This is a genomic window from Acidiphilium sp. JA12-A1 (assembly GCF_000724705.2).
In the GTDB taxonomy this organism is placed as follows: Bacteria; Pseudomonadota; Alphaproteobacteria; order Acetobacterales; family Acetobacteraceae; genus Acidiphilium; species Acidiphilium multivorum.
Genome location: NZ_JFHO01000136.1, coordinates 1 through 11,274 on the forward strand (window position 1 = coordinate 1; position 11,274 = coordinate 11,274).

General features: G+C 70.1%; 10 protein-coding genes and 1 riboswitch. Of the genes, 1 reads left to right on the forward strand and 9 read right to left on the reverse strand.

Translation table 11 applies throughout. The features are described 5' to 3' along the window. The 9 genes from RT91_RS22350 to RT91_RS18380 all read right to left on the reverse strand — a co-directional run. Positions 1-320 (reverse strand): transposase (locus RT91_RS22350; RefSeq protein WP_205408991.1); only part of this gene is annotated, 320 nt, incomplete at its 3' end. Continuing rightward, complete coding sequence (locus tag RT91_RS18345; RefSeq protein ID WP_035186015.1) at positions 239-661, reverse strand: IS5 family transposase; 423 nt, start codon at positions 659-661, stop codon at positions 239-241. The genes RT91_RS22350 and RT91_RS18345, both read right to left, overlap by 82 nt. 397 nt (positions 662-1,058) lie before the next feature. Continuing rightward, positions 1,059-2,825 (reverse strand): allophanate hydrolase, encoded by a 1,767-nt coding sequence (gene atzF / locus RT91_RS18350; RefSeq protein WP_035189064.1) that lies wholly within the window; start codon positions 2,823-2,825, stop codon positions 1,059-1,061. Continuing rightward, positions 2,822-6,310, reverse strand: coding sequence for a 5-oxoprolinase/urea amidolyase family protein (locus tag RT91_RS18355; protein WP_035189067.1), 3,489 nt, complete (start codon positions 6,308-6,310; stop codon positions 2,822-2,824). The genes atzF and RT91_RS18355 overlap by 4 nt, the downstream gene beginning before the upstream one ends. Further along, entirely contained in the window at positions 6,307-6,939 is a 633-nt protein-coding gene (locus RT91_RS18360) for an urea amidolyase associated protein UAAP2 (RefSeq protein WP_082468658.1), read from the reverse strand. The genes RT91_RS18355 and RT91_RS18360 overlap by 4 nt, the downstream gene beginning before the upstream one ends. Positions 6,940-6,946: 7 nt before the next feature. Then, positions 6,947-7,729, reverse strand: coding sequence for an urea amidolyase associated protein UAAP1 (locus RT91_RS18365; protein ID WP_013640977.1), 783 nt, complete (start codon positions 7,727-7,729; stop codon positions 6,947-6,949). A 7-nt stretch (positions 7,730-7,736) separates the two neighbouring features. Further along, positions 7,737-8,540: an ABC transporter ATP-binding protein gene (locus RT91_RS18370; protein ID WP_013640978.1), complete on the reverse strand. Its 804-nt coding sequence runs from the start codon at positions 8,538-8,540 to the stop codon at positions 7,737-7,739. Next, complete coding sequence (locus RT91_RS18375) at positions 8,537-9,355, reverse strand: ABC transporter permease (RefSeq protein ID WP_035189071.1); 819 nt, start codon at positions 9,353-9,355, stop codon at positions 8,537-8,539. Before RT91_RS18375 ends, RT91_RS18370 begins: the two co-directional genes overlap by 4 nt. 8 nt (positions 9,356-9,363) lie before the next feature. Then, positions 9,364-10,443, reverse strand: coding sequence for a putative urea ABC transporter substrate-binding protein (locus RT91_RS18380; RefSeq protein ID WP_012040269.1), 1,080 nt, complete (start codon positions 10,441-10,443; stop codon positions 9,364-9,366). 81 nt (positions 10,444-10,524) lie between these two features. Next, positions 10,525-10,635, reverse strand: a riboswitch (guanidine-I (ykkC/yxkD leader). Positions 10,636-10,883: 248 nt separating this feature from the next. On the opposite strand from RT91_RS18380, the gene RT91_RS18385 reads away from it, so the two are divergent. After that, positions 10,884-11,274: hypothetical protein (locus RT91_RS18385; RefSeq protein WP_035189072.1), on the forward strand; the 391-nt coding region annotated here is incomplete at its 3' end.

The window sequence follows — 11,274 nt, forward strand, 5'->3', positions numbered from 1 at the left end:
GAGCSTGCAGAAGGCACGCTCGATGAGATTTGCGCGTTTCGTGTAGGCGACGGGGTCGAAGGGCGGGTATGGCGCGGCGGTTTGGCGATGGGCGAGATCACCGGCCTTGTGCCCTGCCTGGTGAGGAAGGCGCGGAGGTCATCGGCGTCGTAGGCCTTGTCGGCGATCAGGTCTTCTGGCGGTGGCATGGTGGGGAGAAGCGCTCGGGCGCCACTGATATCGGAGGCCTGTCCCGGCGTCAGGAGGACGGCGGCGATGCGCCCCAGGTCATCCGCGACGGCGTGGATCTTGGTCGTCCGTCCACCCCTCGACCGGCCGATGGCCTGGCTTTGCGCCCCCCTTTACCGCCCGCGGCCGCGCGATGTGCCCGAACCGAGGTGCTGTCCACCATGGCGATGCGCGGGGGATCCGCGCAGGCGACAAGGGCCGCGAAGATCTCCTGCCAGAGGCCACGCTGGCTCCAGCGGTTGAACCGGTTGAACACCGTGGTCCGCGGCCCATAAGCCTCCGGAAGTGCGCGCCACCGCAAGCCCTCGCGAAAGCGATGCAGGATGCCACTCAGAACCCGGCGATCGTCCACCCGCGGTTTGCCGCCGAGCTTGGGCAACAGCGGCTCGATCGCAGCCCATTGCGCGTCGTTCAGCCAGAATAATTCCGCCATGATCCAAACCCTCCGTAGAGACTTGAATCAAAACTCCCGTAGTCATGGCAATAGGTACGGAACCTAGAGCACTTTCCGATCCTTTCGGATCGGATGTAGTGCTCTATCATACTGATAACCCGAGCATCTTTATCCGATCAGATGACTCCATCTGATCGGATGATGCTCTAGTGTCCTGCCCCTGAAATTCGTGGGTGAATTTCAGGGACAAGCAGGCCACCAAACTATCGTTTTTCCCAGTGTCCACTTTGAATCTGAAATCCGATGGGTTTCAGATTCGGGACGCTAGAGCACTTTCCGATCCTTTCGGATCGGATGTCGTGCTCTATCATACTGATAACCCGAGCATCTTTATCCGGTCAGATGACTCCATCTGATCGGATGATGCTCTAGCGCGTCAGGCCGCCGCCAGATAGGCGCGCCAGCCGCCGAACCCGGTAATCTCGCGCGCCCCCTCCAGCGCCGCCGGCTCGCACAGGAAGCCGGCAAACCGCCGCCCGTCCGCCAGCGTCACCTGGCCGATCGTCATCGGCCCCGGCACGCCGGCCACGAACCGTCCGAACTCCGCCGGCGACAGCGACCACCGCTCCACCGCGATGCCCGGCCCCGCGAAGCCCGGCGCCCGCACCAGCCCCGGCTTCGCCGGCGCCGTCGCCAGCGCGTAAAGCCGGTAGTCCGCCGCCGTCGCCGTCGCCTCCTCCAGCCGCGCCCCCAGCGCGGTCAGCTCGTGGTTCAGCGCCATGCCCGAAAGATGCGCCCCGGCGACGACGATCGAGATCCGCGCCGCCTCCGGCATCGCCAGCGCCCCCGGCGCCGCCCGCCGCGACACCCCGCATCCCGGCGACCCGGCCCGGTGCAGCGCATCGCCCAGCGCCAGCAGCGCGGCGTCGCTGAAAGCCGGCCCGATCAGCGACACGCCGAACGGCAGCCCGTCGGCGCGGAACCCCGCCGGCACCGCCACCGCCGCCATGTCCAGCAGGTTGACGAAATTGGTATAGCGCCCAAGCGCCGCGTTAAGCGCGATCGGCGCCTCAAGCATCGCCGCCACGGTGAAAATCTCCGGCGCGGTCGGCAGCAGCAGCGCGTCCACCTTCGCCAGCTCCGCCCCGGCCTGCCGCCGCAGCCCCATCAGCCGCGCTTGCGCGTCGAACAGGTCCGCCGCGTCGAACCCGCGCGCCCGCTCCAGGATCGCCCGCACCGCCGGGTCGAACGCCTCCGGCGATTGCGCGAAAAAACCCCGCAGCGCCGAAAGCCGCTCGGCCACGAACGCATCCTCGTAGAGCAGCGAAGCCGCGGCGCGGAACGGCGCGTCGTCGATCTCCACCAGCGTCCAGCCGAGCCCCTCGGCCACCGCGCAGCTCCGCGCATAGAGCGCCGCATACCCCGCCTCGTTGCCGCCGATCCGCTCCGCCGCCCCCAGGATGCCGACACGCGGCCGCTCCGGCAGCGCCACCGTCTCCGGCGCCCGCGAATACGGATCCTCCGCATCCACCCCCTGCGCCACCGCCAGCACCGTCGCCGCATCCGCCGCCGCATTGGCGAACACCGACACGCAGTCGAGGCTCCGGCACGCCGGCACCACGCCGCTCGCCGGCAGCAATCCCCGCGTCGGCTTCAGCCCGACCAGATTGTTGAACGAAGCCGGCACCCGCCCCGATCCCGCCGTGTCGGTGCCGAGCGAAAACACCGCGAGCCCCGCCGCCACCGCGACCGCCGAACCGGAGGACGACCCGCCCGAGACATACCGCGCGTCGAACACGCAGCGCGGCGCGCCATGGGGCGAGCGCGTGCCGTTCAGCCCGGTCGCGAACTGGTCGAGATTGGTCTTGCCGATCGGCACCGCCCCCGCCGCCCGCAGCCGTGCGACCACCGCCGCGTCCCGCGCCGGCATGTAGGCGAAGTCCGGGCATCCCGCCGTGGTCGGCATCCCGGCGACGTCGATATTGTCCTTCACCGCGAAGGGCAGCCCGGCGAGCGGCAGCGAGGGGTCGGCCGCCATCGCCTCGTCCCGCGCCGCCGCGCGCGGCCGCAGCGCGATGAACACCGCCGGATCGCGATACGCCTCGATCCGGTCATAGACCGCGTCCACCACATCCCCCGGCGTGAACGCCCCGGCGGCGAACCCCGCCCGCAGCGTCGCGATATCGAGCAGATCGGGAATCATGCCGCATCCTCCGGCGCGATCACGGCGAGGCGCTGCCCCGCCCGCACCACCTGCCCCGGCGCGGTCTCGATCGCGGCGAGAACCCCCGCCGCCGGCGCCGTCACCCGCACCTCCATCTTCATCGATTCGACGATCATCACCGTCTCCCCGGCGGCGACGCGCTCGCCCGTCCCGCGCAGCACCTGCCACACGCTGCCCGGCACCGGGGCGGGCAGGGCGCGCATCCCCGCCGCCAGCGCCGTCGCCGCCGGCGGCGGCGTCAGGTCCTCGGCCGGGGCGGCGTCGAGCCCCATCGCCCGCCAGGCCTCGCGCTCGGCGGCGAAGGCCGCTCCCTGCCGCGCGCGGAAGGCGGCGATGCTCTCCGCCTCCGCCGCCATCAGCGCCTGCTGCGCCGCGAGCGAGAATGTCGTCTCCTCGATCCGCAGCGGATAGCGCCCGTGCGGAAACGCCGCCCGCGCCTCGGCCAGGTCCCGCGCGTCCACGGGGTAGAACCGCAGCACGTCGAAATGCCGCAGCAGCCAGGGCGTGTCGCCGAACGGCGCCCGCCCGCCGGGATGGCTGTTCCACATCTGCACGGTGCGGCCGAACAGCTGGTAGCCGCCCGGCCCCTCCATGCCATAGACGCAGAGATACGCCCCGCCGATCCCCACCGCGTTCTCCGGCGTCCAGGTCCGCGCCGGGTTGTATTTCGTCGTCACCAGCCGGTGCCGCGGGTCGATCGGGGTGGCCACCGGCGCGCCGAGATACACATCGCCCAGCCCCATCACCAGATAATCGGCGTCGAACACGATCCGCCGCACCGCGTCCTCGGACTCGAGCCCGTTGATCCGCCGGATGAACTCCACATTGTCCGGGCACCAGGGCGCGTCCGGCCGCACCGTCTCCTGATATTTCCGCATCGCCAGCATCACCTGCCCGTCCTTCCAGGACAGCGGCAGATGCACGATGCGCGAGGGCACCGTCATCGCCGCCGGATCGGGCAAATCCGGCTCGATCGCGCGGATCGCCTCCAGCAGCACCCGCGCCCGCACCGCGTCCGGGTCGAAATGCACCTGCAACGAGCGGATTCCCGGCGTGAGATCGACGATGCCGGCCAGCCCCGCCAGCCGCAGCGCCGCCTGCAACGCGTGCGCCCGCAGCCGCAGCGCGAAATCGAGCGTCATCGCGCCGAACTCGACCAGCAGGTTCGCATCCCCCTGCCGCCGCACCACCATCGTCTCCGATCGGTGCAGCACCGCCGGGTCGCCATCGGCGCGGGTGAAATGCACCACATCCCCCGGCCGCACCTGCCCGAGCTTCCACAGATCGCCCGACGCCACCACGCCGGGGCAGACGAACCCGCCGAGCGAGGGCCCGTCCGGCCCGAGCAGGATCGGCATGTCCCCGGTGAAATCCACCGCCCCCACCGCATAGGGCACGTCATGGATGTTGGAGGGGTGCAACCCCGCCTCGCCGCCATCCGCCCGCGCCCATTCCGGCTTCGGCCCGACCAGCCGCACCCCGGTCCGCGCCGAGTTGTGGTGCACCTCGTAGGAAGCCGAGAACAGGGTCTCGATATCCGCCTCGGTGAAGAAATCCGGCGCCCCGTGCGGCCCGTGGCGAAGCGCGATCTCCCAGCGCGCGGTCAGTTCCGCCGCCTCCGGCGCCGCCGCTTCGCCACGCGCCAGCCCGGCGAGATGCAGCACATCCCCCGCGTTCAGGCAGCCGGTGCCATGCCCGCCGAACCCGCCCAGCGCGAAGGTCGCGGTCGAACCGAGGAATTCCGCCGCCCCGAACCCGCCGCCCACGGCGAGATAGCAGCGCTGCCCCGGCCCCTCGATCGCCCCCAGCGCCAGAACCTGCCCCGCCCGCACCGCGACCACCGCGTCATGCGGCACCCTCGCGCCATCGAGCGTCGCCACCATCCGCGCCCCGGCAAGCGCGATCTCGGCATCGCCGCGGAAGCGCAGCACCGGCCCGCTCAGCGTGCATTCCAGCACCGCCGCCCCCGGCGGATTGCCGAGCAGCGCGTTCGCCCGCGCGGCACTCCGCGCATCCATCGGCCCGCTCGGCGGAATCCCCACCTCCCAGGCGCCAAGCCGCCCCGGCAGGCTCTGCAACGACGATTGCGCCCCCGGCTCCAGCACCGCGATCCCTTCGCCCCGCCAGTCCAGCCGCCCCAGCGTCGCCGTCGTCATCGTCCCGGCGCGGAAATCCGCATCGTCCAGCGCCGCCAGCAGATAGGCGCGGTTGGTCTCGATCCCGGTCACCACCGTCGCCGCCAGCGCCGCCCGCAGCGCCGCGATCGCCGCCGCCCGGTCCGCCCCGCGCCCGATCAGCTTCGCCAGCATCGGATCGTAGAACGGCGTCACCTCGCTCCCCGGCGCGATCCACCCGTCCACCCGCGCGCCGGCGCCATAGCGCAGCGCGGTGATCCGCCCGGTCGAGGGCCGGAACCCTTCCGCCGGGTCCTCCGCATAGAGCCGCGCCTGCACCGCCGCCCCGCGCGGGGTCAGCCCCGCCGGCAGCGCGAACCCGCCGGCGGCGGCACGGACCATCCACTCCACCAGATCGATGCCGAACACCTCCTCGGTCACCCCGTGCTCGACCTGCAGCCGCGTGTTCACCTCCAGGAAATAGAATGTCTGCGCCGCCGCGTCGTAGATGAACTCCACCGTCCCGGCCGAGAGATACCGCACCGACCGCGCGAGGCCGCACGCCGCGTCCTCGATCGCCGCCAGCACCGGCGCGGGAATTCCCGGCGGCGGCGTCTCCTCCACGACTTTCTGGTTGCGCCGTTGCAACGAACAATCCCGCGCCCCGAGTGCGATCACCCCGCCCGCGCCGTCGCCGAAGATCTGCACCTCGACATGCCGCGCCGCGGTGACGAACTTCTCCAGATACAGCGCCGCCTCGCCGAAATTCGCCTGCGCCAGCCGGCTGATTCCGGCGAAGCGCGCCCGCAGCTCCGCCTCGTCCGCGCAGGGCGCCATGCCGATCCCGCCGCCGCCCGCCGTGCTCTTCAGCATCACCGGATAGCCGATCCCGGCCGCCGCCTCGGCCGCCGCCTCCACCGAGCCGAGCAGCCCCGAGCCCGGCAGCAGCGGCACGCCCGCGTCCCGCGCCAGCGCCCGCGCCGTGTGCTTCAGCCCGAACGCCCGCATCTGCTCCGGGCGCGGCCCGATGAACACGATCCCCGCATCCGCCAGCGCCTCGGCGAAATCCGCCCGCTCGGCGAGGAACCCGTAGCCCGGATGCACCGCCTCCGCCCCGCTCGCCCGGCACGCGGCCACGATCGCCCCGACATCGAGATAACTCTCCGCCGCCGCGTTCCCCGCCAGCGCCACGGCATGATCCGCCGCCAGCACCGGCGCGGTGAACCGGTCAGCCGGCGAATGCACCGCGACGGACTCGATCCCCATCCGCTTCAGCGTCCGGCCGATCCGTGCCAGGATCGCCCCCCGGTTGGCGATGAGAACCCTGGAAAACCCGGCCTCCCGCCTCATGGTTCCCACACCACGCAGCGGATCGGCGTCGGCCGGAACCCGTTGCACGGGTTGTTCACCTGCGGGCAGTTCGAAATCAGCACCAGCAGATCCATCTCCGCCCGCAGCTCGACATACCCGCCCGGCGCCGACACCCCGTCATCCACCGTCAGCTCCCCATCCGGCCGGATCGGCACGTTCATGAAAAAGTTCACATTCGAAACGAGATCGCGCTTGTCCATCCCGTATTTCGCGAGCTCCGTCAGGAAATTCTCCCGGCACGCGTGCATGAACCGCGTCGCGTGGCCGAACCGCACGGTGTTGCTCTCGCACGAGCACGCCCCCGCGCTGGTGTCGTGAAACCCGCAGGTATCGGCGATGATCGTCGCCATCGCCCGCCCCTCGTTCGAGCGCAGCACCGACCCGGTCGACAGGTCATACCGCCCGCCGGCCCGCGCCTGTGCGGCCAGCGTGTCCTGCGCCGAATAGCGCTCGCCCGGATCGGCGGCGTTATAGAACAGCGCATCCACCGCCTGCTGGCCTTCCAGGTCGATGATCCGCAGCACCTGCCCCGCCTTCAGCGTGGCCGAGAACGGCGCGCGCGCCGGCACCACGACATCGAGGATCGCCGCGTCGAAATGGTGTTCCATCATGCCCTCACGCGAAATAGCGGTCATTGTTCCCGAAGCCGCGCGCGGCCTCCTCCGTCGCGCACCGGCACGGATCATCCGCCCCCGCCGCCGCCGCGCGATACCGCACGATCCCGATCTCCCCGCTCGCCGCCTGCGATGTCGCCAGCGGATGCGGCGTGTTCGACAGCGCGACGAGCAGGTTCATCTCCGCCCGCAACGTCACGAACGCCCCCGGCGGCGGCGCGCCCGCCAGCGCCGGCCGCCCCGCGTCGTCCACCCGCATCTTCGCGAACAGCGTCAGGCACGGCCCGACATCCCGCCGCCCGAGCCCGAACTTCGCCGCGGCGCTGCGCAGGTTGTCGCGCCCGTTGCGCGCCCCGCCCGCCGTCTCCGGCGTCGACGGCCCGAGGATCGGATCATGCCCCGCGCCGCTATCCGAAATGACCGAGGCCATCACCCGCCCCATGTCCGAAAACAGCACCCGCCCGCCGCCGATCAGCGTCGTCCATTGCAGCTTCGCCGTATCCCCGGCATTGAACCGTTCCGAAACATCGTCGGCATTCCACAGGAAAACCGAAGCCCCCGGCGTGCCGCGCGGGTTCTCCACATGCAGCGCCTCGCCCCGCCGCAGCCGGAGTGCCACATACCACCCCGGCGGAATCACCTCCCGCGAAATCACGTCGCCAGCGCCGATCGCCGGCGGCGCGCCGAGGTCCGGCATCGCCGCCGCCCTCGCCCGCGCCCCCGCCTGCAACGCCTCGTAGCGCGCGCGATACTGCTCCGGCGTCATCGTATCGAGATTGTCCATCATTCCCTCACGCGATGTTAGCGAGGCCGTCCTCGCGGGCGATCGTCCCGGCCGCGGGGTCGTCCCCCGGCCCGTTGCGCGGCGCCCGGCGCCGCACGGGAATGTCATGGGTGATCCGCGCCCCCCGCGCCGGATCGTCCGGCTCCGGCCGCTCGAACACCAGCACCCGCGTGCCCAGCCGGAACGCCTCGCTGATGTCGTGCGTCACCATCACCACGGTCATCCGCGTCTCCTCCCAGAGCCGCCGCATCAGCCCGTGAATATCCGCCCGCGTGCCCGGATCGAGCGCGCTGAACGGCTCATCCAGCAGCAGCACGCGCGGCTTCAGGATCAGCGCCTGTGCCAGCGCCAGCCGCTGCTGCATCCCGCCCGACAGCTGCGCGGGATAGAGCGACGCCGCATGCCCGAGCCCCACCTCCTCCAGCAGCGTCCGCGCCCGCGCCTCCGCCCGCCGCCGCGCCGCGCCGAACAGCCGCCCGAGCAGCGGTGCCGCCGCGATCTCCAGCGGCAGCACCACGTTGCCGAGCACGCTCAGATGCGGAAACACCGAATAGCGCTGGAACACCACGCCGCGGTCCGCCGTCGGCTCGCCCGGCAGCGCCGCCCCCGCCAGCCGGATCGTGCCGTGGCTCGGCGTCTCCTCGCTCATCAGCATGCGCAGGAACGTCGTCTTGCCGCACCCCGTCGGTCCCACGACCGTCACGAAACTCCCCGCCTCGATCCCGAGGCTGATCCGCTCCAGCACGATCCGCGCGCCATACACCTGCCAGACATCGCGCACCTCGATCAGCCGCGCCGCCGCCCCGCTCACGACCGCGCCGCCCCGGCGAACCACGGGAACGCCTTCGCCTGCACGAGCCGCAACGCCGCGTCGAACAACACCGCCAGCAGCGTGATCCACAGGACATAGGGAATGATGATGTCCATCGCGAAATAGCGCCGCACCAGGAAGATCCGGTAGCCGAGCCCGTCCTGGGCCGCGATCGCCTCGGCCGAGATCAGGTACAGCCAGGCCGGCCCGAGCGAGAGCCGCAGGCTGTCGATCAGCCGCGGCGCCATCTGCGGCACCACCACCCGGAGCGCGATCTGCCAGGACGACGCCCCCAGCGTCTGCGCCTTGATCATCTGCGCGCGCGGCAGCTCCTCCACCCGCAGCACGAGGTCGCGCACGATATAGGGCGCCGTGCCGATCACGATCAGCGCCACCTTCGCCGTCTCGCCGATCCCGGCGATGATGAACAGGATCGGCAGCACCGCGAGCGGCGGCACCATCGAGAAGGCGGTGATGAACGGCAGCAGCAGCTTGCGAAGATACGGCACCATGCCGACGAGAATGCCCAATCCGAAGCTGATCGCGGTGGCGATCGCCAGCCCCGACAGGATCCGCCGCAGGCTCGCCAGCGTATCCGCGAGCAGCGGATACTGACCGGTCGCCATGTCGCGCGTGAGCGCCATCTCCCGCATCCCCGCCGCCATCTGCGCCAGCGTCGGCAACACCTTGTCAGATGGATTGACCTCGTGCCGCATCGTCGAGACGACGATGTAGCCAAGCCCGACCAGCAGGAACGGCAGCAGCATCAGCACCCGTCCGCTGCCGGGCCGGGGATGGCGGTTGATGACGCGCATCGCCCGGCTCAGAGCTTTTTCGCCGCCGCCATCCGCATGAAGTCCGACGTGTAGCGGAACTTGACGTTCCGCTTGTCGCCGAGGATCTTCCCGTCCGGAAACGCGATCCCCACCACGTTGGGCGAGGTCGCCCCCTGGCCCATCAGCCCGTGGCGGAACAGGAAGGTGCGGACATATTCCATCGTCTTCACCAGCTGCGCCGAGCGGGTGAACGCGGCCGCCCCCGCCGGGTCGGCGAACAGATGCGTCGTCTTCAGCTGCGCATCGAAACCCTCGAGGTCGGTGCCCGAAAGTTTCGCCATCGCCGTCCGCGCCGCCTTGCCCTCCGCGCTGTCCGACAGCATGATCCCCAGCGTCTCGTACCACGCCCCGGTCAGCGCCTTCGCGAATTCCGGATGCGCCTTCAGCACATCGGTCCGCACGATGCACAGGTCGAGAATCTCGCCAGGAATCTGCGCCGAGGTGAACACCTCGTGCGCGTCGGCATTCTTCATGATCTCCTGCACGATCGGGTTCCACGTCACCACCGCGGTCACCGCCTTCGTCATCCACGCTGCCGCCATGTCAGCGTCGGAGGTGTTGACGATGCGCACGTCCCGCTCGCTCATGTGGTGCTTTTCCAGCCCCCGGTCGAACAGGTATTGCGATACCGAATACTGCACGAGGTTCACCTTCTGCCCCTTCAGGTCGGTGAACTTCGTCTTGTCCTTGAGAATCACGGCATCGTTGCCGTTAGAGTAATCCCCGGTGATGATCGAGGTCGAATCCACCCCGCCCACCGCCGGCACCGCCAGCGTGTCCATGTTGGTGATCGTCAGCGCGTCGAACGCGCCGGCGGTGTACTGGTTGATCGAGGTCGGATAATCCGCGACCTCGATCACCTCGATCTCGATCCCGTACTTGTCCGCCCATTTCTTCACGATCCCCTTGTCCGCCGCCCAGGGCCAGGGCATCCAGCCGACATAGATCGTCCAGGCCAGCTTGAATTTCTTCGCTCCGCCGGCCCGCGCCACAGGCAGGCCCGGCAGCACCGCCGCCGCCGTCGCCGCCCCGGCTCCCGTCTTGATGAATTGCTTGCGTGTCAGCATCGGTCTTCTCCTCACCGTCGATCGCATCGATCGGCGCGAGGGGGCGAACGGAGAAACCGATGCACACCCACGCACCAAAGTCTCTCCCGGGCTTTTGTCCCGCCGTGGACCGCGCGGATGTCTCCCGCGCGGCTGAAGCTCTCGGACCAGCGCCGGATTTTCGATCCGGCCGGAACCCTAGCTCAGCTTTGCTCCTGCAACCGGCGTGCCAGAGGTGAACGCACCGGCGGAAACGAGCAAATAAAATAGGCGGCCGGCGTCGAATCTCCATAAAATGCAACGAGAATAATCATCAAAAGATGCCAAGATATGCAAATGCGGAGCAAATAATCGGATGACGCCGGCGTGATCCGCCCCTGCGGCACGGGAGCGGAGCAGAAGAAGCAAAAAGGGAGCAAAATTCTTGCCCACCCCGGCGCGAGTATGTTCTTGTTCCGTTCATGGATGTCGCCCGCCGCTTCCGCGCCCTGATCGACACGCTGTGCGACGCCGTCGCCCGGCGCGGTGCGGCCGGCGCCTTCGGCCCCGGGAGCGGCGCCCTCACCATCCTGCTCTGGACCCGCCTGCGCCGCTACGCCACATTTTTGCTCCGCCTCTGCGCCGACGATGTTTCTGCGCCGCGCCCGCGTCCCTCTCGCCGCCGGGCGCGCCCGCCGGCCAATCCCGCAAGGCTGGCCTTGCCGCGCCGCGCCGCCTGGCTTCTCGCTCCGGTCCCCGAGGCCATCGCCGCCGCCGGCCAGCTCCGCGCCCTGCTCGCCGATCCCGAATTGCAGCGCCGCATCGGCGAGGAACCGCGCCTCGGCCGCATCCTCCGCCCGCTCTGCCGCTGCC